Source organism: Lutimaribacter marinistellae (assembly GCF_042648365.1).
GTDB lineage: Bacteria > Pseudomonadota > Alphaproteobacteria > Rhodobacterales > Rhodobacteraceae > Lutimaribacter_A > Lutimaribacter_A marinistellae.
In genome coordinates, this window is the sequence record NZ_JBHRXI010000006.1 from 164077 (window position 1) to 188334 (window position 24258).

Consider the following 24258-nt stretch of genomic DNA (forward strand, 5'->3'; position numbering starts at 1 on the left):
AGACTAGCAGCGCGGGGCGTGTCTGTCAGGAGGGATACGGGGGGAGGATGGTAGCGTGAGGCGGACTTGAACCGCCGACCCCAGCATTATGAGTGCTGTGCTCTAACCAGCTGAGCTATCACGCCGTATCCACGGCGCGTCAGGTACCCAAGCTGACGGGCGGTGTCAAACGGAAATATGAAACTTTCCGTCCGGCACCGTCGTTTTTTTCGGTCGCGGTCAGGCCTGCTTGATGACCTGATGGGGATAGGGGATGGAAATTCCCTGCGCATCGAAGGATTTCTTGACCTCCTTGTAGAGCAGGAACTTCAACTCCCAGTAATCGGCGGCATCGCACCACAGCCGCGCGGTCAGATCGACCGAGCTGTCATTGAGGTTGGTGACGCGGACCCACGGCTCGGGGTCGTCGTGGATGCGCGGCTCGGCTCGGGCGATGTCGAGGATGATGGCCATCGCCTTTTCGGGATCGTCATCGTAATCGATGCCGAAGGTCATATCGAGCCGCCGGGTCGGGTGGGCCGAGAAATTGGTGATGATCTGGCCCCACGCCTTGCCGTTGGGCACTATGATCTGCACATTGTCCGGCGTCACCAGTTCCGTCGTGAAGAGGTCGAGGTTCTTGACCGTGCCCGAAGTGCCCGCGATATCGACGAAATCGCCCAGCTTGTAGGGGCGGAACACCACCAGCATCACCCCGGCGGCAAGATCGGCAAGCGTGCCCTGAAGCGCCAGGCCGATGGCCAGCGAGGCGGCACCGAGGATGGCGACGATGCTGGTCGCCTGAATTCCGAACAGGCCGAGGACCGCGACCAGAACGATGGCAAGGATGATCCATTTCACCGCGCCTGCCGCGAAATTGCCAAGCGTCGGGTCGATGCGCGGCGTCTTGTTGATGCGCCGGCGTACGACGCCCGAGATCGCGCCCGCGGCCATCCAGCCCACCACGAGGACGATCAGCGCCTTGATCGCGTTGAGGATCAGCGGCCCCAGAAGGGCTGCCTCGGCCATCATGTCTTCCATCTTTCAGTCTCTCTTTCCTGCTGCACGATTTCGCGCTCAACCTGCGACAAATGCGTGGTCCGGTCCAGTGGCCCCGTGTGGCTGCGTCCCGGTCATGCCCGCGGCGATCTTTTCCGCCATCATCATGGTCGGCGCGTTGGTGTTGCCGCCGATCAGGGTCGGCATCAGCGACGCATCGACCACGCGCAGCCCTTCCAGCCCGTGAACGCGGCCGGCGCTGTCGGTCACGGCCATCTCGTCGGTGCCCATCCGGCAGGTACCCACGGGGTGATAGATCGTGTCGGCACGGGCGCGGATATCGGCCTCGAGCGCGGTGTCGCTGCCGTCATGCGGGTAAAGACGCTTGCCCCGCCACGGCTCCAGCGGGGGTGCTTCGAGGATACCCTCCATGATGCGGGCGCCTTTCTTGAGCAGGTCCAGATCACGCGGGTCGGAGAGATAGGCCGGGTCGATACGCGGTGGCGCGGCGGGCCTGGTCGAGGTCAGCCCGACATGGCCGCGGCTGTGGGGGCGCAGCACGCAGACATGGCAGGAGAACCCGTGCTTGACGTGAATCTTGCGCATGTGGTCGTCGACGATGCCCACCACGAAATGCAGTTGCAGATCGGGGCGGTCCTGCCCCGGATCGGACCGCAAAAAGGCCCCGCCTTCGGCGAAGGGAGAGGCGAAAGGGCCGGTGCCTTCGCGTCGCCACCGCATCCCGTCACGGGCGAGATCGCGCAGCCCACCGGGCGTCAGGCCGACCACGTCGCGCCGCTTGGAATGGTAGCTGATGATGTAGTCGAGATGATCCTGCAGGTTCTGCCCGACCCCTGGCAATTCATGCGTCACCTCGATCCCGTGCGCGGCCAGTTCGTCACGCGGCCCTACCCCCGACAGCAGCAGCATCTGCGGCGACCCGAAAGCGCCGCCCGAAAGGATGACCTCGGCACGCGCGCGGATCTCCTGTTCCTTGCCCTGGTGGCGGACAAGGAGGCCGGTGGCGCGTTTGCCATCGAACAGAACCTTTTGAACCGGGCATTTTGTCAGGATCGTCAGGTTCGGGCGATTGAGGTTGGGCCGCAGGTAGGCCGCGGCGGCCGAACATCTTTCGCCCCGGTTCGGACCGTCATGGAACTGGGTGACCTGGTAAAGCCCCGCGCCCTCTTGCTCGGGGCCGTTGAAATCATCCGTCTCGCGGATCTGCAGCGACGCGCAGGCATCGACAAAGGCGCGGCTGATGGCGCGCGGCTCGGACTGGTCGGACACCACCAGCGGCCCACGCGCGCCGTGCAGATCGCTGTCGCCGCGCTGGTTGTTTTCGGATTTCAGGAAATAGGGCAGCACGCTCTGCCAGTCCCACCCGTCACATCCGGCCTCGGCCCAGGCGTCGTAATCGCCGGGATGGCCGCGAATGTAGAGCATCGCGTTGATCGCCGAGGAGCCCCCAAGCGCGCGGCCGCGCGGCTGGAACCCGCGCCGCCCGTTCAGCCCCGGCTGCGGTTCGGTCTGATAGGCCCAGTTGTTGATCTTGGGCCTGCCCGAGAGCATGGCGGCGACCAGCGCGGGGGCGCGGATCAGCACGTCCTCTCCGCTCCCGCCGGCCTCGACGAGGCAGACCCGGATACTGGGATCTTCGCTGAGCCTTGCAGCCATGACGCAGCCTGCAGATCCTCCGCCCGCGATGACGTAATCGAATTCCATGACCGGCCCTCCCTGATCGGGAAAGCCTAGGCCGGGGCGGCCTGCCGTATCAAGAGGTTAGCCCGGCAATGCCCCGGTCAGGACGTAGCGCAGGATCTCGACCACCTGGCGCGGCTCTTCGGCCACGGCGAGGGCGGCGGCATGCACTTCTTTCAGCGCATGCTGGTGTTCCGGCGGGCTGAGAACAACGAGCGGCTTGCCCAGGGCAGCGGCCTGACCCGCGTCGAAGGCGGCGTTCCACTGCTTGTACTTGTCACCAAAGCGCACCACGACCACGTCGGCCTGCGCGATCCCGTGCCGGGTGCGGATGGCGTTGAGCATCGCGCCCTTGTGATCGTGCCAGTATTTCTGGTCTTCGGCACCGAGGATCGTCACCCCGCAATCATCGCTGGCTGCATGATCGGTCACCGGCCCGGAGAAGTTGACATCGAGCCCCTTCGCGCCCTCGACGATCTGTTCGCGCCAATCGGTATGGATTTCGCCCGACAGGTAGATGTTCAACGTCATGTGCAGTCCTCCTATGGGAATGGAGGGGCTGGCCGCCCCTTCACCTTGTTCCGAACAGTTGCCGGAAAGCTCAGCCGCGCAGCGTGCCGCCGGTCGCCTTGGCAACCTTTTCGACGATCTTGGCGCTGATGGCTTCGATGTCCTTTTCCTTCAGCGTCTTGTCGGTGGGCTGCATCCGCACGGTGATGGCGAGCGATTTCTTGCCCTCGCCAAGGCTTCCGCCGATGAACTCGTCGAAGACGCGGACATCCTCGATCAGTGCCTTGTCGGCCCCTGCCGCGGCGTTGACCAGCGTCAGCGCCTCGACGCCCGCGTCGACGACGAAGGCGAAGTCGCGCTCGACCGCCTGAAGGTCGCGCATTTCCAGCGCGGCGCGCGTTGCCCCCGATTTGCGCGGCAGCGGCACCTCTTCAGGGTATATGACAAAGCCCATCGCCGGGCCCTTGACGTCCATCGCCTCGAGCACGCGGGGGTGCAGCTCTCCGAAGGTGCCCAGCACCTTTTTCGGGCCGAGGCAGATCCGGCCATGGCGACCGGGATGCCACCACCCTTCGCCGCCCCGCAGGATCTGGACCTTTGCGGGCGCGCCGATCGCAGCAAGAACGGCCTCGGCATCGGCCTTGACGTCGTAGAGATCGACGGGCCGCGCGGCGCCATGCACGTCCTTGGGGCCGGTGCGGCCGACGAGAAGGCCAGCGATCTCGGTCCGCTGCTCGCCCGGCTCGCCGCCGTGGAAGACCGGGCCAAGTTCGAACAGCGCAAGATCGGCGAAACCGCGCGCCTGGTTGCGGGCAGCGGCCTGCAACAGGCCCGGCAGCAGCGCGGGGCGCATGTGGCTCATCTCGGAGGAGATGGGGTTTTCCAGCATCGTTGCATCCTCGCCCCCGCCGAAAAGGGCCGCCGAGGCGCGGTCGATGAAGCTGTAGCTGACGCATTCGTTGTAGCCCAGTGCCGCGGCCGAGCGGCGCGCCATCTGGGCGCGGCGCTGCTGCGGTGTCATCACCGGCTTGGGAATGCCCGGGGTAAGACGCGGCAACGGCTTGCCCACCAGCTTGGTAAGCGAGGCGATCCGGGCGACCTCTTCGACGAGGTCGGCCTCGCCCTGGATATCGGGGCGCCAGGACGGCACATGCGCCATGTTCCCCTCTAGCCGGAAGCCCAGCCGGGTCAGGGTCTGGCGCTGGTCGGCCTCTGGGATATCCATGCCGACAAGCGAGATCACGCGCTCGGGGTCGAGGCGGTAAGCGCGGGAATGGTCCGGCACCTCGCCCGCGATGACGACCTCGGACGCTTCGCCGCCGCAGATGTCGAGGATCATGCGGGTCGCGTGTTCCAGGCCTTCGAGCGTGTATTCGGGATCGACACCGCGCTCAAACCGGTAGCGCGCATCGGAGTTGATGCGCAGCGCGCGGCCGGTCATCGCGATCTGGACATGATCCCAGAACGCGCTTTCGAGGAAGACATTCGCTGTCTCTTCGGTGCAGCCGGTCTCTTCGCCGCCCATGATGCCCGCGATGGATTCGGGGCCGTTCTCGTCCGAGATGACCATCATGCCGGGCTGGAGCGCGTATTCCTTTTCGTCGAGCGCCGTCAGTGTCTCGCCGCCCTGTGCGCGGTGAATGCGCAGCCCGCCCGCGACCTTGTCGGCATCAAAGACGTGCAGGGGCCGGTTGTGATCGAAGGTCATGTAGTTGGTGATGTCGACCAGCGCCGAGATCGGGCGCAGACCGATGGCGCGCAGCTGATCCTGCAGCCATTGCGGGCTGGGGCCGTTGCGGACGCCGCGAATGACGCGCCCGGTGAAAAGCGGGCAGCCGTCGCGCGTATCCTCGTCGATGGTGACGGAAATCGGGCAAGCGAAATCGCCCTGCACCGGCTCATGCGCGCGGGTTTTGAGCGTGCCCAGACCGCGGGCGGCCAGATCACGCGCGATGCCCGCGACGCCCAGCGCGTCGGGGCGGTTGGGGGTGATCGCGATCTCGATGACCGGGTCGACCTTGGACGGGTCGTTCTCGGCCAGCCAGTCGGTAAAGCGCTGGCCCACCTCGCCTGTGGGCAGTTCGATGATGCCGTCATGCTCGTCGCTGAGCTCGAGCTCGCGCTCGGAGGCCATCATTCCGTAGCTTTCGATGCCGCGGATTTTTCCCACGCCGATCGTGGTGTCGATGCCGGGGACATAGACGCCTGGCTTGGCCACGACCACGGTGATCCCCTCGCGCGCGTTGGGCGCACCGCAGATGATCTGCAGCTCCCCCTCGTCGGTGTCGACCTTGCAGACGCGCAGCTTGTCGGCGTCGGGGTGTTTCTCGGCATGGGTCACGTAGCCGAGCGTGAAATCGGCCAAGCGCTCGGCGGGGTTGGTGATCTCTTCGACCTCGAGCCCCAGGTCGGTCAGCGCCTCGGCGATCTCGGCCACGCTGGCAGAGGTGTCGAGATGGTCCTTGAGCCAGGAAAGGGTGAATTTCATGTCGAGGTCCTGTTCTTGATATGGGCCAGCCAGTTCATCAGCTCGCGGGCCCTTGAATGCAATGTCAGATCGGCCGGGTCCACCCCCAGCCTACGGGCGTTTTCGGGGTCGGCGGACGCATCGCGCATGGCGTCCGCGATCCGTTCCATCTCGGCCGTGCGGGTTTGGCGCGCATCGATCCAGCCGGCAATCTGCGCCGGAGAGCTTTCGGGGTGGTATTGCACGCCCCAGAAATCGACGCCGTCACGCTCGTAGGCGAAGGCCTGGATCGGGCTGTGGTCATTGCCCGCCAGCAGCACGGCCCCATCGGGCAGGTGCTGTACCTCGTCGCGGTGAACGCAGGGCACGGCAAACCCGTCGGCGCGGCCAGCCATCATGGGGTGTGCCCTGCCCGCCTCGGTCAGGCGCATGTCGCGCGCCACGCCGTCCTCGTTACCATTGGGTGAGGCGCCGACAGCCCCGCCAAGCACATGCGCGGCAAGCTGCATCCCGTTGCATGAGCCCCAGACCGGAAGGCCGCGGTCGAACACCGTGCGCATGGCCTGCGCCAGCGGTTCGGCGCGCGGATCGTCGACGCACCATGCCACGCCGGAGCCGGTGAAGATCACCGCCTCGGCCTCGTCCAGCAGGGCTGGCGTAAGCGGTGCGACATAGGGTTCGGCCACCGTGAGGGTCAGCTCCTCGGAGAGTTGCGGCAACGTGTCGAGAAACGGCGCGGCATCTGCGATGCCACGGGCCACGATCTCGGGCGCGTTCGATTCCAGAATGAGGATACGGGTCATTTTCCCTGTCCTGCCGCCACTTTCCCCATGCGCTTTAGCCGATCAGACCGGGCGGGAAAAGGGGCAGGCTCAGTCCCGGCCGACACGCTTTGCAAGGTCGTCGACATCACCCATCGCGGCCAGCTTCAGCTCGCGCGCCAGGCGCAGCGTGGGCTTGAGCGCGAAACAGATCGAGCCGATGAGGAACATCCACGTTCCCTGCGTCTGCCAATCCTCCGAGAAGAACATGATCGACCCGATCACGAAGAGCGTGGCGGCCGCGAAATCGACCGCCGTATAGGCCAGTTCGAACATTGCGTAGACCCGTTTCTGCCGGTTCGTGCCATCGCTGCGGTGATCTTTCTGAAAGAGCATCGGTATCTCCAGTTTGCCGGGTGTGGTGCCTGCATCGCATGGCAGGCGGGCGCAGTTCTAACACTACTTCGCCCGGGGGTTGAAATCGCGGGCGGGTGGCTTCATGTTGCCTCTCAGCGAGGACGACCTCGCGCGGATGATCCGCAAGCAGACGGGACGGCCCGGACATGTAACCGGAGCAGTCACTTGCGCAGCCTTTCAGACCGTATTCGTCAGGCCCTGAGTTTCGAGATCATCGGGCTGGCTATCGTCACCCCCCTGTTCGCATGGGCCTTCGATCATCCGATCGGGGACATGGGCGTGCTTGCCCTGCTGGGCGCCACGGCCGCGACGGGGTGGAACTATGCCTTCAACCTCGGCTTCGATCACGCGCTGGTCAGGTGGCGCGGGACCCCGGCAAAGACGGTGCCTCTGCGCGTCCTGCATGCAGTCCTGTTCGAGGCGACGCTGCTGGTGATCCTGGTGCCGATCTTTGCCCTGTGGCTGGACGTCTCGCTGGCACAGGCGCTGGTGATGGAGATTGCCTTTGCCCTGTTCTACATGGGCTACGCGTTCGTATTCACTTGGGGCTATGACAGCCTGTTCCCGCCGGAGGGGCGGCAAAAGGCCTGAACCAAACGAATTAAGAGCATGCCAACAAAACGCAAAACACGCGCCCGTCCGGCGGGCGCGTAGAGCATTTACCTGCTCAACCCGCCATGCAGGTTGGGCATGTCCAGCGCGGCAAAGCCGTAGTGGCGCAGCCAGCGCAGGTCGCTGTCGAAGAAGGCCCGCAGGTCGGGGATGCCGTATTTCAGCATGGCAAGCCGGTCGATGCCGATGCCGAAGGCAAAGCCCTGGTAGACGTCGGGGTCGATGCCGCCCGCGGCGATCACCTTGGGGTGGACCATGCCGCTGCCGAGGATCTCCATCCAATCATCGCCCTCGCCGATCTTGAGCGTGCCGCCCTGCCACGAGCAGCGGATGTCGACCTCGGCCGAGGGTTCGGTGAAGGGGAAGTGCGAGGCGCGGAAACGCAGCTCGACATCGTCGATCTCGAAGAAAGCGCGGCAGAACTCCTCGAGCGTCCATTTCAGGTTCGCCATCGAGATGTCACGGTCCAGCGCCAACCCCTCGACCTGGTGGAACATCGGCGTGTGAGTCTGGTCGTAATCAGCGCGGTAGACGCCACCGGGGCAGATGATGCGCAGCGGCGCTCCCATCTTCTCCATCGAGCGGATCTGCACAGGCGAGGTATGGGTCCGCAACACGTGCGGTGGGCGATTGTCGCCCTCGGCCCGGTGCATGTAGAACGTGTCCATCTCGGCCCGTGCGGGGTGGTGGCCGGGAATGTTGAGAGCGTCGAAATTGTACCAGTCGGTATCGATGCGCGGCCCTTCGGCCACCGAGAAGCCCATTTCGGCAAAGATCGCGGTCAGCTCCTCGCTGGCCTGGCTGACCGGGTGGATCGTGCCCTGCCGCCGGGGGCGCGAGGGCAGCGTGACATCCAGCCATTCGCTGCGCAGACGCTCATCGAGCGCGGCATCGGCCAGCGCCGCCTTCTTGGCGGCGAGCGCCGAATTGATTTCGTCCTTGAGCGCGTTGAGAGCAGGGCCCGCTGTCTGACGCTCTTCGGGGGTCATCTTGCCCAACTCGCGCATCTTGAGCGCGACCTCGCCCTTCTTGCCGACAGCGGCGAGGCGAATCTGTTCGAGCGCGGCCTCGTCGGCGGCCTCTGCAATTTGGCCCAGGTATTTCGCCTTGAGATCGTCCATGACACTGTCCCCGTGATAACGCCACGTTCTGCTACCGGGGGCGCGGGGCGAATGCAAGCAGGGCTTGGCGACAGCCGGTATGGGCAGCTACCAATCCGGTATCGGGAGGAGACATCATGACGATTCAATCGGTGCTGGACGAGGCCGTGACCAGTGGCGCGATGCCGTTTGCCGTGGCGATGGCGGGCAATTCGGGCGGTATCACCTTTGAAGGCGCCGCCGGAGAAGCCGCGCCCGGCTGCGCGGCCGGACCCGATACGGTGTTCCGCATCTTTTCCATGACCAAGGCGATCGGCGCACTGGCGGCAATGATGCTGATCGACCGCGGCCAGCTGAGGATGGACACGCGGGTGGCCGAGATCCTGCCTGACTGGGACCGGGTTCAGGTGCTCGACCGGTTCGACGGCGACACCCCCGTGATGCGCCCGCCGAAGGAGACGGCCACCATCCGCCACCTCGCGACCCATACCGCCGGGATGGATTACGAATTCTGGGATGGCGATGTCAGGCGATACATGCAGGCAGTCGGGCTGCGCACCATCATGTCGGGGCGCAAGGCGTCGCTGCTTTACCCGCTGATGGCAGATCCCGGCACGCGGTGGAGCTATGGTCCGGGGTCCGATTGGCTGGGCCAGGTCGTCGAGGCGGTGGATGGTCGGCGCATCGACACCTTCTGCCGCGAAGAGATCTTTGCGCCGCTCGGGATGGACACCACCCGCTTCGAACCTGACGGGCTCGAAGACCGGCTTGCCGCCGTCTGGCAGAGGCAGGACGATGGCGGCTTCGCCCGGCGAAAGCTGTCTCCCCCCGCACAGCCCGAATTCTATGGCATGGGTCATGCGCTTTATTCGACGGCCGGGGATTACATGCGGTTCCTGCGGATGGTGCTGAACCGCGGCGCGCTGGACGGCGAACGCCTTCTGTCGGAACAGGCGGTGGGGGCGCTTCTGGCTGACCAGATGCGCGGGCTGACCGTCCTGCCGATGCGCAGCGCCACGCCCGCGACCTCGGCCGATTTCGTTCTGCCCGCCGACACGACGCACAGCTTTGCCTTCGCCCGCTTCGAAAGCGATCAGCCCGGCAAGCGGCGCGCCGGCAGCCAGGGCTGGGCCGGGATTGCCAACACCCATTTCTGGCTAGATCCCGCTGCAGATGTCGCAGCGGTACTGATGACGCAGAGCCTGCCCTTCGCCGAACCGCGCTTCATGTCGGCCTATGACGCGTATGAGCGCGCCGTTTATGACCAGTGAGCTGTCACATGGCCGGCAATGGCTGATCCTCGCCGGCCTTGCGCTGGGTGTGTGCGTCACCAACGGGTTCGCGCGCTTTGCCTATGGTTTGGTCCTGCCCGCGATGAAGGCGCAACTGGGCTGGAGCTACGCGCAATCGGGCTGGCTGAACACCGCGAATGCGCTGGGGTACGTGGCAGGCGCCCTGCTGACCATGGCACTGATCCGGCGCGTTTCTCCGGCCCGTCTGTTCAGCGCCGGGGTTCTGCTGACCTCGGTCGCGCTGCTGGCTACCGGCTTCGACGAGGCGATGTGGGCGCAGACTCTTTGGCGGGTTGCGGCGGGGCTTTTCGGCGCGCTGTCCTTCGTCACCGGCGGGGCACTGGCCGCCGCGCTTTTTCCGCGCGACGGGCGGCGCAACGCGCTGGCCATCGCGCTGTATTTCGGAGGCGGAGGGGGGCTTGGGATCGTGTTCGCGGGCGCCGGCGTACCGCTGATGCTGGAGCATTGGGGCGCAGAAAGCTGGCGCTGGGCCTGGATCGGAATCGGGATCGTCAGCCTTTTCATCTGTCCGCTGGCGGTCTGGTCTTCCGAACAGCTGCGCGTCCCCCGTGCCAAGCCCCCTGCACCCGTACCCCTGCCGCTACGCTCAATGCTGGGCGAAATCGGTGGCTATGCCGGTTTTGGCCTGGGCTACATCGTCTATCTGACATTCCTGTCCGCATGGATGGTCGAGCGTGATTTCGGCGCCGGCACGATCGCGCTGACCTGGGTGCTGCTGGGATCGTGCATCACGTTGTCGCCGTTCCTGTGGCGAGGGATCTTCGCGCGCTTCGCCTCGGGCCTGCCGCTGGCAATGATCCTGACGGGAATCGCCACGGGCTCGTCCCTGCCGGTGCTCTGGCCGACAACTGCAGGGCTGGTCGCCTCGGCCATCGTCTTTGGCGCCTGCGTCTTTATGGCGCCGGGCGCGGTGACCAGCTTTACACGGCAGAACCTGCCCAGCGAGGCCTGGGGGCCCGCGATCAGCTTTCTCACGCTGGTCTTCGCGGTCTCACAGACGCTCGGCCCGGTCGGCGCAGGATGGCTCGGCGATCTTGCGGGCGGGATCGGAACCAGCCTGCTGGCCGCATCCGGTCTTCTCATGGCAGGCGCGATCTGCGCCCTGCTCCAGCGTCCGCTCACCGAACGATAGAGGAGCGCGCTCCCGCCCGCCGGCAGGACCATCATAGATGGCCCGCCACCAGTTGGGCCGGGCAGCGCGCCCTCGCGGGCGCGCTGCGGCCGGCGCCGGCTCTGCCGTCTTCCTCTTGCCAAAAATATCCCGGAGCGCGAGGCAGAGCCTCGCAAGACCCGGCGCCCGGAACGGGCGCCCGGCCCAACCGGAGGCCTGGCCCGGCGCCAGCTGGGGCTGGCGGTCCGGGCGGGAACACCCCATCCCCGAAACGCGAAACGGCCGCCCCGGTCGGGACGGCCGCGTCATTCACTGTCTCCCGGAAATCCGGATCAGGCGTTCAGTGCGCCTTTCGCCTGGTCGACGATCGCGCCGAAGGCTTCGGGCTCGTGCACGGCCAGATCGGCCAGGACCTTGCGGTCGACCTCGATGCCAGCCAGCGACAGGCCGTTGATGAAACGGGAATAGGTCAGCGCCTCGTCATGGGCGCGGACAGCTGCGTTGATCCGCTGGATCCACAGTGCGCGGAAATTCCGCTTGCGGTTCTTGCGGTCGCGGGTTGCATACTGGTTGGCCTTGTCGACGGCCTGGCGGGCAACCTTGAAGGTGCTCTTGCGGCGGCCGTAATAGCCTTTGGCGGCCTTGATGACCTTCTTGTGACGGGCGTGGGTGACGGTACCACCTTTGACGCGGGACATGTCTCTATCTCCTTATCAGCGGTCGTAGGGCATGTAGCCCTTGACGATCTTGGCATCGGGGGCCGACAGCGTGGTCGTCCCGCGCGCGTCGCGGATGAATTTCTTGGTCCGCTTGATCATGCCGTGGCGCTTACCGGCCTGGGCCGACAGCACCTTTCCGGTGGCGGTCACCTTGAAGCGCTTCTTGGCGCTCGACTTGGTCTTCATCTTGGGCATTTCCGTCTCCTTTCACGGGTTCGGTCAGCGCGCGACTCGGCATGCCTCACCGGCCGGCCACGCGAATAGACGCGCCCTCTACCCAAAGCGGGGGCCGCATGCAAGGGGGTCAGTTCAGAAAACGCGCCACCACGGTATAGAAGACATCCGGGATCTCGGCGAGGCGATAGCCGCCGGGGCGCGACGACGCGGCGAAGGCAACGAGACCGGCGGCGATCAACAACACGAGGATCGCCGCGATCGGGCGGCGGCCGTCGCTATAGGCCGAGACGATGGCGGGTATCGCAAGAAACCCGATCACAAGGCCCAGGATGAGGGCAAGGTCGCTGTCCATGGACATGCGGCAGAGGTTAGCCCGGATCGGTGTTGTAGATCAAACGCTCGTCGCAGGGCGCCACGCGCAGGATGTTCGTCGTACCCGGCACGCGGAAGGGCACGCCGGCGATCACCACGATCTGGTCGCTCTCGGTGGCAAAGCCGCCGGCCCGGGCGGCACGGGCCGCGTTGACCACCGCGCTCTTGAACCGTTCGAGTTCGGGCGTCATGACGCAGTAGCACCCCCAGGTCAGGCAGAGCCGCCGCGCCGTTCCCCGGAACGAGGTCATCGCGATGATCGGCACGCCCGGACGCTCCCGCGCGGTCAGAAGCGCCGTGGTCCCGCTTTGCGTGAAGCAGCAGATCGCCTTGATCTCGGTCTTCTCGGAGATCTCGCGCGCGGCAGACACGATACCGTCGGCCACCGAGGAGCCCTGAGCCGTGCGTGAGGAAGCGATGATCTGCGAATAGGTCGGGTCGTCCTCGACCTCGGCCGCGACCTGGTCCATCGTGCGCACCGCCTCGACCGGGTACTGGCCTGCCGCGCTTTCGGCGCTGAGCATGATGGCGTCGGTCCCCTCGTAGATGGCGGTCGCGACGTCCGAAACCTCGGCCCGTGTCGGCATCGGGCTTTCGATCATCGATTCGAGCATTTGTGTGGCGACGATTACCGGCTTGGCCGCCGCGCGGCACTTGCGCACGAGGCGTTTCTGGATCGGCGGCACCGCCGAGACGGGCAATTCCACGCCCAGGTCGCCGCGCGCCACCATGATACCGTCCGAGGCGTCCAGGATGGCCTCGAAATCCTCGACCGCAGCGGGTTTCTCGATCTTCGACAGGATCGCGGCGCGCCCATCCGCCAGCGCGCGTGCCTCGAACACGTCGCGAGCCCGCTGCACGAAGCTGAGCGCCAGCCAGTCGACCCCGAGCTGGCAGACGAATTCGAGATCCTCGCGGTCCTTGTCGGACAGCGCTGCGAGCGGCAGAACCACGTCGGGCACGTTTACACCCTTGCGGTTCGAGATCGTGCCACCCGTGACCACGATGCAATCGGCGAAATCGGCGCCGCAGCTTTCGACCTTCAACCGGATCTTGCCGTCATTGACCAGCAGCCCGGCGCCCGGCTCCAGCGCAGCAAAGATCTCGGGGTGGGGCAGACAGACGCGGCTGGCATCGCCCGGCGCAGTGTCGAGGTCGAGGCGGAACGCCGCGCCCTCCTCCAGCTCCTCGGCCCCATCGGCGAAGGTTCCGACACGTAGCTTGGGACCCTGAAGATCGGCTAGGATAGCGATGGTGCTGTCGAGATCCTTTTCAACCTGCCGGATGATGCGATGCTTCTCGCGGATCTCGTCATGGGTGCCGTGGCTCATGTTGAGGCGGAACACATCGGCGCCCGCCTCGTGCAGAGCGCGGATCATCTCGTAACTTTCGGAGGCCGGGCCCAACGTGGCCACGATCTTGACGTTTCTCTGGCGCCGCATGCCGCTCTCCCCTTGATCCGGGCCGCTTGTGTTACCGCAAACAGCAACCCGACCCGCTTATTGCGCAATTCCCTTTGCGTCGCAACTGCCCTACACCTGCGTCAAAAGCAATGACAGGCACATGACATATACCCCGTTTTTCATTCATGGAGAGGACCGCCCCGCGCGCTGGCTGATCACCTGCGACCATGCCACGAACATGGTGCCGCCAGAAGTGGGAGGCGGCGACCTGGGATTGCCACGCGAGGACATGGAGCGCCACATCGCCTATGACGTCGGCGCCTACGAGGTGTCGAAACATCTGGGCGAAATCCTGAACGCCCCTGTCGTCGCGGCCAATTTTTCGCGACTGGTGATCGACCCGAACCGTGGCGAGGACGACCCCACGCTGATCATGCAGCTTTACGACGGTTCGATCATCCCGGCGAACCGGGGTGTGGATGCCGCCGAGCGCGAACGACGCCTCCAGATGTGTTACCGCCCCTATCACTCGGCGCTCGAACGACTTGCCGGATTGCCACACGCGGTGATCGTGTCGATGCATTCATTCACACGGCAATTGCGCGGGCGCAAACCGCGTCCGTGGCATGTGGGTGTCCTGCATGCCGAGGACACGCGTTTCACCGATCCCCTCGTCGAGCGCTTGCGACAAGAGAGCGACCTGTGCGTCGGGGTCAACCAGCCCTATACCGGCTACTTGCCCGGCGACGCCATCGACCGGCATGCCACCGCGCATAACCGGCCGAACGCGCTCATCGAGATCCGCAACGACCTGATCGCCGATCACGCCGGCCAGCGAACTTGGGCAGAGCGGCTGGCACCGATCCTCGAAGATGCCTTGGCGGCCTCGGGCCTCTGAGCCGGCATTGTCCAGGACCCTTGGCGTTGCTACCTGTAATGCGACAGACGAGGAGTGAACCCATGGATCAGCAGACCGAGATCGAACTTCAGGCCGCCGCGTTCCGCCGGTTGCAGAAACACCTGATGGAAGACCGGACAGACGTACAGAATATCGACCTGATGAACCTTGCCGGGTTTTGCCGCAACTGCCTGAGCCGCTGGTACCAGGAGGCCGCAAATGAACGCGGCATCGAGATGGACAAGGCCAAGGCGCGCGAAATCTTCTATGGCATGACAATGGACGAGTGGAAGGCCAACTATCAGACCGAGGCCGGGCCGGAGAAACAGGTCGCCTTCGAACAAGCCTTCAAGGAGAACGTCACCGACAAGGGCTGAGCGCGGGCGCGCACAGATCATGTGCCGCAGGGAATGTTTCCCCTGCGGATTGTGCGGGCTATTCCTGCTGTATATCGACGGATCAGGAGGATTGTCGATGGCCCGGATGCCCAGCTTCTTCATCTCGCACGGTGGTGGCCCATGGCCCTGGCTGCCGCGGTGGCGCGCCGAGTTCGCACCGCTGGAGCAATCGCTGCGCGACATGCCCGCGCAACTGCCCGAGGTGCCGCGCGCGCTTCTCGTGGTGTCCGGCCATTGGGAGAGCGACGTGTTCTCGGTGATGTCTGCGGCCCGGCCGCCGATGGTCTATGACTACCATGGCTTTCCGCCCGAAACCTACGAGATCAGCTATCCCGCCACCGGCGCGCCGGACCTGGCGAACGATGCCGCGGCCCTGATCGCAGATGCCGGACTGGCAGTTCGGATGGACGACACGATCGGATTCGACCATGGCACCTTCGCGCCGCTCGCGGTCATGTATCCAAAGGCCGATGTACCGGTCTTCCAGGTCTCGCTGCGGGCGGACTACGACCCGGAGGCGCATCTGGCGCTGGGGCGCGCGTTGGCGCCCTTGCGTGACAAAGGCGTGGTCATCATCGGCTCAGGGCTGAGCTATCACAACCTGCGCCTGATGAATGCCAGCGCACGCGAGCCCTCGGAGGCGTTCGACGAGTGGCTGACCGCAGCGCTGGACGAGGCACCAGAGGCACGCAGCAAAACACTCCTGCACTGGGAGGACGCCCCCCATGCCCGTGTGTGTCACGCGCAGGAGGATCACTTCATGCCGATCTTCGCCGCGCTTGGCGCCGCCGAAGCAGAGCCGGCCACGCGGATCTACCATCAGAAGGGGATCTTCGGCGGTGTCACGGCCTCGGGCTGGCGTTTCGGTTGAACCCGGGCCGTGCCGTTCAGATCGCCGTCTTGCGCGCCTCGTCGAGGTAGATCTCGCGCAGGCGGGTCGCGACGGGCCCCGGCGTACCTGCCCCCAGCGCGACACCGTCGATCTCGACCACCGGCATGACGAAGGCGCTGGCCGACGTCGTGAAGGCTTCGTCGGCTTGCTTGGCTTCGTCGATGGTAAAGAGCCGCTCTTCGACTTCCATCTGCGCCTCCTGCGCAAGCCGCAATACGGCCTTGCGGGTGATACCGTGCAGGATGCCGTTCGACAGAGGACGCGTAACAATCTTGCCGCCCTTGACGATATAGGCATTGTTCGAGGTGCCTTCGGTCACGTGGCCATCCTCAACCATCCATGCGTCGTCGGCTCCGGCTTTCTTTGCCATCATCTTGCCCATGGACGGGTAGAGCAGTTGCACCGTCTTGATGTCACGGCGGCCCCAGCGGATATCCTCGATCGAAATGACCTTGGCGCCCTTCTTCGCAGCGGGGTTGTCGGCAAGGCCAGGCTTTGACTGGGTGAACAACACCAGTGTCGGCGGCGTGTCCTCGGCCGGAAACACGAAATCGCGATCCCCGTCCGACCCGCGCGTGACCTGCAGATAGACCAGCCCCTCGTCGATGCCGTTGAGTTCGACCAGCTTGCGGTGAATTTCAAGCAACGCGTCCTTCGAACAGGGCTCTGCCATGTCGAGCTCGTCCAGCGACCGCTTGAGCCGCACGGCATGGCCCTCGAAATCAATCAGCTTGCCACCCAGCACGCTGGTCACCTCGTAGACCGCGTCAGCCATCAGGAAGCCGCGGTCAAAGACCGAAACCTTTGCCTCGCCCTCGGGCAGGTACTCGCCATTCACGTAAACGGTTCGGGTCATGTCGTCCCTCCTCAACCCCAAAGCGCCGCATCCGGCGGGTAGACCCCGGCCTCGTCGAATTTCAGCGGCGTGTCGCGGTCTTCGGCCAGCAGGAGCGGGCCGTCAAGATCGGTAATCATCGCACCCTGCGCCAGCAGGGTCGCAGGCGCCATTGCCAGCGAAGAGCCCATCATGCAGCCGACCATCACCTTGTAACCCGCGGCCAGCGCCGCCTCTCGCAGGGCCAGCGCCTCGGTCAGACCGCCGGTCTTGTCGAGCTTGATGTTGACCACGTCGTACTTCCCCTCAAGCGCGGGCAGCGAAGCGCGGTCGTGACAGGATTCGTCGGCGCAGAGCGGCACTGGACGGTCAAGCCCGCGCAACGCGTCATCCTCGCCCGCGGGCAATGGCTGCTCGACCAAGGCGACACCAAGGCGCGACAGGTGCGGGGCCAGCTCGGCATAGGTCTGCGCCGACCACCCCTCATTGGCATCGACGATGATACGCGAGGATGGCGCCCCCGCGCGCACCGCTTCGAGGCGCGGCATGTCGTCGGGCGTACCAAGCTTGATCTTCAACAGCGGACGGTGCGCATTCTTCTCGGCCTGTGCACGCATCTCCTCTGGCGCGGCCAGCGACAGGGTGTAGGCGGTGATCTCCGGGCCCGGCGCGGGCAGACCGGCCAGGTCCCAGACACGCTTGCCCGCACGCTTGGCTTCAAGGTCCCACAGCGCGCAATCGACCGCGTTTCGGGCCGCGCCCGCTGGGAGCAGATCCTGCAACGCGGCGCGATCGAAACGCCCGGGCAGCGATCCGATCTGGCCCTCGACCGACTCCAGCGTCTCGCCATACCGGGCATAAGGCACGCATTCGCCCCATCCAGTCACGCCATCCTCTTCGATGCGAACGGTGAGAACCTGCGCCTCGGTCCGCGATCCGCGCGAGATGGTAAAGACCTGCGCCAGCCGGAACACCTCTCGGGAAACGTCAATCTGCACGTACCCTCTCCTTCCTCTTGCTGAAAATATCCCAGGGGGGTCCGGGGGGACAGCGTCCCCCCGGCCTGCCCACCCTAGAACGCGGCCAGGGCATCCACCAGCTTGCCCGATCCGAAGCGGAACGGGTCGGTCGCCGGCAGGCCCATCTCGGCCTCGATCTTCGCAAGGTAGCTGCGCGCATCCTCCTCGGACATGTGCTGCGTGTTGACCGAAACACCTACCACCTTGCAGTCCGGATTGGCCACATGCGCCAGCGGCAGCGCAGTGTCGCGCAGCGTCTCGAGGCTGGGAAGCTTGTAGCCCGGCAGCCCGCGCATATGCTCGCGCGTCGGCTCGTGGCACAGGATCAGCGCATCCGGTGCCCCGCCGTGGATCAGGGCCATTGTCACGCCGGAATAGGACACGTGAAACAACGAGCCCTGCCCTTCGATCAGATCCCAGTGGTCTTCTTCATTGTCGGGTGTCAGCCACTCGATCGAGCCGGCCATGAAATCGGCGATCACGGCATCGAGCGGTACGCCGTCGCCGGTGATGAGGATGCCGGTCTGGCCGGTGGCGCGGAAGGTGCTCTTCATGCCCCGCTCGCGCATCTCAGCATCCATGGCGAGCGCGGTGTACATCTTGCCGACGGAACAGTCCGTTCCGACCGCAAGACACCGCTTACCGGTGCGCTTTTCGCCGTTGGCGATCGGGTATTTCACCGAGGGGATCCGCACGTCGTGCAGCTTGCGCCCCGTCGCCTCGGCCACGGCGACAAGGTCGGGCTCGTCGCGCAGCAGGTTGTGCAACCCCGAGGCAAGGTCGAACCCTTCCTCAAGCGCGGTGACCAGCACCTTCTTCCAGGCCTGGCTGATCACGCCACCGCGGTTTGCCACGCCGATCACCAGCGTCTTGGCGCCCGCGGCTTTCGCCTCGGCAAGGTCCATGTCGGTCAGGCCCAGGTCGGCCTTGCAGCCGTCCATCCGGTACTGGCCAACTGCATTCTCGGGGCGCCAGTCCTTGATGCCGATGGCGACCTTGGCCGCCAGCTGGTCGGGGGCATCACCCAGAAACAGCAGATAGGGTGTTTCGATCATCGCGCGGCCTCCTTCAACGATTCCGGCCGAGTCTAGGCAAAGCCCTGCACGAGCATCTCGCTTTTTGCAAAGCGTGGCGGCGCGCCGTCGGTTAAATGTTGCACACAACTGAAATCATCCGCAAAAATCTTCGAAGATTCACGGCTGATCAAATCCTGTGCATCTTGGAAACGCGTCATTGCGCACCATGCCGCAACTGCGATGCCGCAACCGCACAATACGCTTGCAGATACAGGCGCAATTTAATACTGCCGAAGGCGAGAATTGAGCAATTTCCTTACCAATCGAGGGACCGACATGAGCTTTCGCATCCAGCCCGCCGCACCTGCGCGCCCCAACCGCTGCCAACTGTTCGGCCCGGCTTCGAACACCAAACTGTTCGAGAAGATGGCCGCCTCGGCCGCGGATGTGATCAACATCGATCTCGAGGATTCGGTTGCGCCCACTGACAAGGACATGGCCCGCGCCAACGCGATCAAGGCGATCAACGAGGTCGACTGGAACACCAAGACCCTGTCGGTGCGGATCAACGGGCTGGATACGCCCTATTGGTATCGCGATGTAGTGGACCTTCTGGAACAGGCCGGCGACCGACTGGACCAGATCATGATCCCCAAGGTCGGCTGCGCCGAGGATATCTATGCGGTTGACGCGCTCGTCACGGCGATCGAACGCGCGAAAGGGCGCAAAAAGCCGATCGCCTTCGAGGTCATCATCGAGTCCGCTGCCGGCATCGCCCATGTCGAGGCGATTGCCGCCGCGTCGCCGCGCCTTCAGGCGATGAGCCTTGGAGCCGCCGATTTCGCGGCCTCGATGGGCATGCAAACCACCGGGATCGGCGGCACGCAGGAAAACTATTACATGATCCACGAAGGGCAAAAGCACTGGTCGGATCCTTGGCACTGGGCGCAAACGGCCATCGTCGCGGCCTGCCGGACACATGGCGTCCTGCCGGTGGATGGCCCGTTTGGCGATTTCTCGGACGACGAAGGATTCATCGCACAGGCACGCCGTTCGGCCACGCTGGGCATGGTCGGCAAATGGGCGATCCATCCCAAGCAGATCGCGCTTGCCAACCAGGTTTTCACCCCATCGGACGAGGCCGTGACCGAGGCGCGCGAAATCCTGACTGCGATGGAGGAGGCCAAGGCCAAGGGCGAAGGCGCCACGGTCTACAAGGGACGGCTGGTCGACATCGCTTCGATCAAGCAGGCCGAAGTCATCGTGAAACAGGCCGAGATGATCGCCAAGGGCTGATCCTCCAGCAATCGGGGGCGCCCATTCGGGGCGTCCGCCTCAGGGCGTTGCCGTTTTCGGCGCGACCAGACATGAAAATGCCGGGACGGTTCAGCGTCCCGGCATCGTTTCTCTGAGGGATCAGCGTCCGAAGGCCGAGTTCGGCACCCAGCTCATACCGCTGCCTTTCTTGCCCCATTTCATCATCAGGCAAGCCGTGCTGTATTTCTGGAAATAGCTGATCTGGACCGGGTACCAGCCCGCTTGCGGAACCTCGACCTCGACCCTTTGGTTCGGCTCGCAGGGCTGGCGGGCTTCGTAATACCCGACGCGCTGACCACCGATACGGGCATCGATCCCGTCATTCGACCAGGTCTCGATCTCGTAGATGCCTGGTGAGTCGAATCGGATGTAACCGCGAATGTCGGCGGCCACGTTGAACGCCTTGCCCGAGGTCAGCACCGGGTCGCCCTCGTTCGTGTCGCGATAGTCCAGACCGCGCAGCGGCTGGCCGCCCTTGGCTTTGCGCAGCATCTGCTTGGCCTCGCCGAGTGTCTGGATGCGGGCCGGCGGATCGCCCGCCCAGGAGTATCGTACGGACAGGCCACTTTTTGGGTTTGGTTGCGGGCTGGCCGGTTTCAGCTTGAGCGGTGCGGCCTGCGCGGCGACCGCGATCAGCAACGCCGAGGCGGCAAGTGCGGCGGTCCGGATAAGTTTCATCGTCGTCTCCCTGACTGAACCTTCGCCCGGATCATGACGGACACAGGCATGGCATGGGAGAAATCCTATGGCGGGCCGCGAATTCGGGCAAGGATTCGCGCATTCGATCAGGCGCGTAGATCCTTGGGCGAGCCCATGACGACGTAGGACGTGATCGAGGTGACATGCGGCAGAGTCCCGAGGACATCGGTGTGAAACGTCTTGTAGGACGGCAAATCGGCACATTCGACACGCAACAGGTATTCGATTGTGCCGGTGGTATTGTGGCACTCGACCACTTCGGGCGCGGCCGATACCGCGCGCTCGAACGCCTCTTGCGCGGCTTTCGTGTGTTCCCCGAGTCCTACACCGAGATAAGCGGTGAAACCGACCCCCATAGCCGCAGGATTCAGTACCGCCCGATAGCCTGCGATGACGCCCTCGCGCTCCAGCTCTTGCACCCTGCGCAAGCATGCCGACGGTGACAGCCCGACCCGGCCCGCAAGGTCGAGATTCGAGATACGGCCGTCGAGAGACAGTTCTTGCAATATCCTGCGGTTTATCTGATCAATCTTCGCCATTTATTGCTAACATTCGTCGAAATTGGCATGTAAAGCAATTTCATTCACCGCATGTCGACAGATAGTTCGGCAATGAGTCTGGATCTTCTTCTCGCCCTCGCGCTCTTTGCCTTTGTCTCGTCGATCACTCCGGGGCCGAACAACCTGATGCTGATGGCCTCGGGTGCGAATTACGGCTTCCGCCGTACGATTCCGCATATGCTGGGCATCGGCATCGGCTTTACCGTGATGATCTTGCTGGTGGGGACGGGTTTGATCCGGATTTTCGACACCTGGCCTGCGAGTTACACCGCGCTCAAGGCCGCGTCGGTCCTGTACCTGCTGTACCTTGCCTGGAAGATCGCAACCGCCGCCCCGACCACGGGAAAGGCGACGGGGCAGCCAATGTCATTCCTGCAGGCCGCGGCCTTTCAATGGGTGAACCCCAAGGCCTGGGCGATGGCTCTGACAGCGATCAGCGCCTATACGCCCGACCGCTCGATCTGGGCGATCGGGTTGGTAGCGCTGATTTTTGGCGCGATCAACCTGCCCTCGGTCAGCACATGGACGGTTCTGGGTCAGCAGATGGCGCGCCTGCTGAAAGACCCCAGGCGATTGGCGGCGTTCAACTGGACGATGGCCGCGCTGCTGATCGCCTCGCTCTACCCTGTCATCTGGCCTGAGTGAGCCAGCAAAGCTCGCGCAAGGGATGCGGTGCAGGGCGCTTGCCGAGTTGCATCCGACCGGCGCTGCGGTCATATATCCGACGGAACGCGCGACGAGAGGCCCAATGACCCAATACCTGGATTTCGAAAAACCGCTGGCCGAGATCGAAGGCAAGGCCGAGGAGTTGCGGGCGATGGCCCGCCGCACCGAGGGCATGGATGTCAGTTCCGAGGCCGCGGCTCTTGACGCCAAGGCCGCAGGCCTGCTCGAGGATCTCTATCGCGACCTGACACCCTGGCGGAAATGCCAGGTAGCGCGGCATCCGTCCCGGCCACATTGCAAGGATTACATCGAAGCGCTCTTTACCGAGTATACGCCGCTGTCCGGCGACCGGAACTTTGCCGACGATCACGCGGTGATGGGCGGCCTCGCGCGCTTCAACGACAGGCCCGTCATGGTGATCGGACATGAAAAGGGCCACGACACCAAATCGCGGATCGAGCGCAATTTCGGCATGGCGCGGCCCGAAGGCTACCGCAAGGCGATCCGGCTGATGGACATGGCCGGCCGGTTCGGTCTGCCGGTCATCACGCTGGTCGATACGCCCGGCGCCTATCCCGGCAAGGGCGCTGAGGAGCGCGGCCAGTCAGAGGCCATCGCGCGCTCGACCGAGATGTGCCTGCGGATCGGCGTGCCGCTGGTCTCGGTGGTCATTGGCGAGGGCGGGTCCGGCGGCGCGGTGGCCTTTGCCACGGCCAACCGTGTCGCGATGCTGGAGCATTCGGTCTACTCGGTGATCTCGCCCGAGGGCTGTGCCTCGATCCTGTGGAAAGATGCCGAAAAGATGCGCGAGGCGGCCGAGGCGCTGCGCCTGACCGCGCAGGACCTGCACAAGCTGGGTGTCATCGACCGCATCATTCGCGAACCGCGCGGCGGTGCCCATCGCGACAGCACGGCGGCCATCGACAGCGTAGGCAAAGCCGTCGACGCGATGCTGGACGACTTGGCCGGCAAGGATGCCAAGGCGTTGATCGCCGACCGTCGCCGCAAGTTCCTGGAAATGGGATCGAAAGGGCTGGCGGCCTGACAACCGCCGCCTGAAGGAGCGAGGCTTTCGCCTCGCGCTTTTCCGGTCTTGTGCGAGGCGCTGCCTCGCGCTCCGGGATATTTAGGGCAAGAGGAAGAGGCGGGCGCCGCGCTTCAGCCGCGCAGACGTTCGAGCAGGGCGCGCGACGGCTCTCCGGTGACCGCAAGCCCGTTGGCGCGCTGATACCCCTCGATCGCGGCCTTGCTCTTTGAACCGATCACGCCGTCAGCGCCACCAGTGTCGTATCCCGCGCGGGTCAGTCTTTCCTGGAGCTCCTTGCGGTCGGCGAGCGTGAGGCCGGTCTCGTCCGGCCCGAAAGACGCCTGGAACGGAGCGCCACCCGCGATCCGGTCGGAAAGATGGCCCACACCGATCGCGTAATTGTCGGAGTTGTTGTAGCGCTTGATGACATCGAAATTGCGGAAGACAGCGATCTGGGGGCCGGGCTTTTGCGGCTGGAGCACGCGCAGCGGCGTGCCCGAACGTGCGGCGGCAGAGCCCACTTCGCCGCCCCAAGGCTGACCGGTCCGCCAGCCCGCATTGGCGAGGTAGGCGGCTGCCGAGGCGAGCGCGTCGGTGGGATCCTCGGCCCAGATGTCGCGCCGCCCGTCGCCGGTGAAGTCCACGGCGTAAAGCTCGTAGGAGGTGGGAATGAACTGCGTGTGGCCCATGGCGCCAGCCCAGCTTCCCAGCATCCGGTCCGGGGTCGTGTCACCGTTTTGCAGGATCTTGAGTGCCGCGATAAGTTGCTTTTCGAAGAAGGCACCGCGCCGTCCATCATAGGCAAGCGTGGAAGTGGCCGACACGACCGGGATGTCGCCGCGCCGCGCACCATAACGGCTTTCCAGCCCCCAGATCGCGGTGACGACCTCTTTCGGCACGCCATAGCGGGCCTCAATCCGACCCAGCGTGGCGGAGTGGCGTTGCAGCATCTGGCGACCGGTCGCGATGCGTTCGTCCGACGCCGCGATGGCAAGGTAATCCTCGAGGCTGCGCTTGAACTCTGTCTGGTTTCGGTCGCGCTCAATCACCAGCGGGATGTAGCCCGCATTGCGAAACGCCCGGTCGAGCGTGGCCTGGCTGATCCCCTGCGCGGCGGCGCGAGGTTTGAACGCTGCGACCCAGCGGTTCCAGCCGTCATTGGGCACCGTACGGTACTGCGGGGCGGCGGCGGGTGTGTTTTGCAAGGTGCCGCCGGCGGAACAGGCGGTCAGGCCAAGGGCCCCAAGCCCGAAGGAAAATGCGCGTCGGTCGATCATGTCTCGGTGTCCT

At 64.9% G+C, this 24258-nt stretch carries 27 protein-coding genes and 1 tRNA gene; 9 read left to right on the plus strand and 19 right to left on the minus strand.

Annotated elements, in window-relative coordinates; genetic code table 11:
• Positions 1-48 precede the first annotated feature (48 nt).
• From ACFORG_RS08105 to ACFORG_RS08135, 7 genes are all read right to left on the minus strand, one after another.
• Positions 49-125: transfer RNA gene (locus ACFORG_RS08105), tRNA-Met, on the minus strand.
• Positions 126-219: 94 nt separating this feature from the next.
• Positions 220-1020 carry a mechanosensitive ion channel family protein gene (locus tag ACFORG_RS08110; protein WP_386734912.1) on the minus strand — a complete coding sequence of 267 codons (801 nt, stop codon included), beginning with the start codon at positions 1018-1020 and terminating at the stop codon, positions 220-222.
• Between the two features lie 36 nt (positions 1021-1056).
• Positions 1057-2703, minus strand: coding sequence for a GMC family oxidoreductase (locus ACFORG_RS08115; RefSeq protein WP_386734913.1), 1647 nt, complete (start codon positions 2701-2703; stop codon positions 1057-1059).
• Between the two features lie 57 nt (positions 2704-2760).
• Positions 2761-3210 carry a YtoQ family protein gene (locus tag ACFORG_RS08120; protein WP_386734914.1) on the minus strand — a complete coding sequence of 150 codons (450 nt, stop codon included), beginning with the start codon at positions 3208-3210 and terminating at the stop codon, positions 2761-2763.
• 70 nt (positions 3211-3280) lie between these two features.
• Positions 3281-5677, minus strand: coding sequence for a phenylalanine--tRNA ligase subunit beta (pheT, locus tag ACFORG_RS08125; protein ID WP_386734915.1), 2397 nt, complete (start codon positions 5675-5677; stop codon positions 3281-3283).
• A complete protein-coding gene (locus ACFORG_RS08130) occupies positions 5674-6459 on the minus strand; it encodes a type 1 glutamine amidotransferase (protein ID WP_386734916.1) in 786 nt (261 codons plus the stop codon). Before ACFORG_RS08130 ends, pheT begins: the two co-directional genes overlap by 4 nt.
• Positions 6460-6528: 69 nt before the next feature.
• On the minus strand, positions 6529-6813 hold the full coding sequence (locus ACFORG_RS08135) for a YrhK family protein (RefSeq protein WP_386734917.1): 285 nt from the start codon (positions 6811-6813) through the stop codon (positions 6529-6531).
• Positions 6814-6999: 186 nt separating this feature from the next.
• On the opposite strand from ACFORG_RS08135, the gene ACFORG_RS08140 reads away from it, so the two are divergent.
• Positions 7000-7425 (plus strand): PACE efflux transporter, encoded by a 426-nt coding sequence (locus tag ACFORG_RS08140; protein ID WP_386734919.1) that lies wholly within the window; start codon positions 7000-7002, stop codon positions 7423-7425.
• Between the two features lie 68 nt (positions 7426-7493).
• Here ACFORG_RS08140 and pheS read toward each other — a convergent pair whose 3' ends face one another.
• Entirely contained in the window at positions 7494-8567 is a 1074-nt protein-coding gene (gene pheS, locus ACFORG_RS08145) for a phenylalanine--tRNA ligase subunit alpha (protein ID WP_386734920.1), read from the minus strand.
• A 116-nt stretch (positions 8568-8683) separates the two neighbouring features.
• Here pheS and ACFORG_RS08150 point away from each other — a divergent pair, with 116 nt between their 5' ends.
• Both ACFORG_RS08150 and ACFORG_RS08155 read left to right on the plus strand, forming a co-directional pair.
• Positions 8684-9817: a serine hydrolase domain-containing protein gene (locus ACFORG_RS08150; protein ID WP_386734921.1), complete on the plus strand. Its 1134-nt coding sequence runs from the start codon at positions 8684-8686 to the stop codon at positions 9815-9817.
• On the plus strand, positions 9807-10991 hold the full coding sequence (locus ACFORG_RS08155) for a YbfB/YjiJ family MFS transporter (protein ID WP_386734922.1): 1185 nt from the start codon (positions 9807-9809) through the stop codon (positions 10989-10991). Before ACFORG_RS08150 ends, ACFORG_RS08155 begins: the two co-directional genes overlap by 11 nt.
• A gap of 311 nt (positions 10992-11302) precedes the next feature.
• Here ACFORG_RS08155 and rplT read toward each other — a convergent pair whose 3' ends face one another.
• The 4 genes from rplT to pyk all read right to left on the minus strand — a co-directional run bounded on the left by rplT (position 11303) and on the right by pyk (position 13680).
• Complete coding sequence (gene rplT, locus ACFORG_RS08160; RefSeq protein WP_386734923.1) at positions 11303-11668, minus strand: 50S ribosomal protein L20; 366 nt, start codon at positions 11666-11668, stop codon at positions 11303-11305.
• Positions 11669-11683: 15 nt separating this feature from the next.
• A complete protein-coding gene (rpmI, locus tag ACFORG_RS08165; protein ID WP_130403305.1) occupies positions 11684-11884 on the minus strand; it encodes a 50S ribosomal protein L35 in 201 nt (66 codons plus the stop codon).
• Positions 11885-11993: 109 nt separating this feature from the next.
• Positions 11994-12224 carry a hypothetical protein gene (locus tag ACFORG_RS08170; protein ID WP_386734924.1) on the minus strand — a complete coding sequence of 77 codons (231 nt, stop codon included), beginning with the start codon at positions 12222-12224 and terminating at the stop codon, positions 11994-11996.
• Between the two features lie 10 nt (positions 12225-12234).
• Entirely contained in the window at positions 12235-13680 is a 1446-nt protein-coding gene (pyk, locus tag ACFORG_RS08175) for a pyruvate kinase (RefSeq protein ID WP_386734925.1), read from the minus strand.
• A gap of 121 nt (positions 13681-13801) precedes the next feature.
• On the opposite strand from pyk, the gene ACFORG_RS08180 reads away from it, so the two are divergent.
• From ACFORG_RS08180 to ACFORG_RS08190, 3 genes are all read left to right on the plus strand, one after another.
• On the plus strand, positions 13802-14539 hold the full coding sequence (locus ACFORG_RS08180; protein WP_386734926.1) for an N-formylglutamate amidohydrolase: 738 nt from the start codon (positions 13802-13804) through the stop codon (positions 14537-14539).
• A gap of 62 nt (positions 14540-14601) precedes the next feature.
• A complete protein-coding gene (locus ACFORG_RS08185; RefSeq protein ID WP_386734927.1) occupies positions 14602-14916 on the plus strand; it encodes a DUF1244 domain-containing protein in 315 nt (104 codons plus the stop codon).
• A 97-nt stretch (positions 14917-15013) separates the two neighbouring features.
• Entirely contained in the window at positions 15014-15808 is a 795-nt protein-coding gene (locus tag ACFORG_RS08190) for a dioxygenase family protein (protein WP_386734928.1), read from the plus strand.
• 16 nt (positions 15809-15824) lie between these two features.
• On the opposite strand, the gene ACFORG_RS08195 is transcribed toward ACFORG_RS08190, so the two are convergent.
• The 4 genes from ACFORG_RS08195 to ACFORG_RS08210 form a co-directional block, all read right to left on the minus strand.
• Complete coding sequence (locus ACFORG_RS08195; RefSeq protein ID WP_386734929.1) at positions 15825-16685, minus strand: D-amino-acid transaminase; 861 nt, start codon at positions 16683-16685, stop codon at positions 15825-15827.
• A gap of 11 nt (positions 16686-16696) precedes the next feature.
• A complete protein-coding gene (dgcA, locus tag ACFORG_RS08200; protein WP_386734930.1) occupies positions 16697-17662 on the minus strand; it encodes an N-acetyl-D-Glu racemase DgcA in 966 nt (321 codons plus the stop codon).
• Between the two features lie 74 nt (positions 17663-17736).
• Positions 17737-18738 (minus strand): N-acetyltransferase DgcN, encoded by a 1002-nt coding sequence (gene dgcN / locus ACFORG_RS08205; protein ID WP_386734931.1) that lies wholly within the window; start codon positions 18736-18738, stop codon positions 17737-17739.
• A 32-nt stretch (positions 18739-18770) separates the two neighbouring features.
• Positions 18771-18917, minus strand: a complete 147-nt coding sequence (locus ACFORG_RS08210) for a hypothetical protein (RefSeq protein WP_386734932.1) — start codon at positions 18915-18917, stop codon at positions 18771-18773.
• A 118-nt stretch (positions 18918-19035) separates the two neighbouring features.
• Here ACFORG_RS08210 and ACFORG_RS08215 point away from each other — a divergent pair, with 118 nt between their 5' ends.
• On the plus strand, positions 19036-19995 hold the full coding sequence (locus ACFORG_RS08215; protein WP_386734933.1) for an L-malyl-CoA/beta-methylmalyl-CoA lyase: 960 nt from the start codon (positions 19036-19038) through the stop codon (positions 19993-19995).
• Between the two features lie 120 nt (positions 19996-20115).
• Here ACFORG_RS08215 and ACFORG_RS08220 read toward each other — a convergent pair whose 3' ends face one another.
• Together ACFORG_RS08220 and ACFORG_RS08225 are read right to left on the minus strand one after the other, a co-directional pair.
• Positions 20116-20694 carry a PA14 domain-containing protein gene (locus ACFORG_RS08220; RefSeq protein ID WP_386734934.1) on the minus strand — a complete coding sequence of 193 codons (579 nt, stop codon included), beginning with the start codon at positions 20692-20694 and terminating at the stop codon, positions 20116-20118.
• 107 nt (positions 20695-20801) lie between these two features.
• Positions 20802-21254 carry an Lrp/AsnC family transcriptional regulator gene (locus ACFORG_RS08225; RefSeq protein WP_386734935.1) on the minus strand — a complete coding sequence of 151 codons (453 nt, stop codon included), beginning with the start codon at positions 21252-21254 and terminating at the stop codon, positions 20802-20804.
• A 72-nt stretch (positions 21255-21326) separates the two neighbouring features.
• On the opposite strand from ACFORG_RS08225, the gene ACFORG_RS08230 reads away from it, so the two are divergent.
• Positions 21327-21920: a LysE family translocator gene (locus tag ACFORG_RS08230; protein ID WP_386734936.1), complete on the plus strand. Its 594-nt coding sequence runs from the start codon at positions 21327-21329 to the stop codon at positions 21918-21920.
• Positions 21921-22023: 103 nt separating this feature from the next.
• Positions 22024-22986, plus strand: a complete 963-nt coding sequence (locus ACFORG_RS08235; protein ID WP_386734937.1) for an acetyl-CoA carboxylase carboxyltransferase subunit alpha — start codon at positions 22024-22026, stop codon at positions 22984-22986.
• A 113-nt stretch (positions 22987-23099) separates the two neighbouring features.
• Here the strand turns inward: ACFORG_RS08235 and ACFORG_RS08240 are convergent, their stop codons facing one another.
• Positions 23100-24245 (minus strand): lytic murein transglycosylase, encoded by a 1146-nt coding sequence (locus ACFORG_RS08240; protein ID WP_386734938.1) that lies wholly within the window; start codon positions 24243-24245, stop codon positions 23100-23102.
• Between the last annotated feature and the right edge of the window lie 13 nt (positions 24246-24258).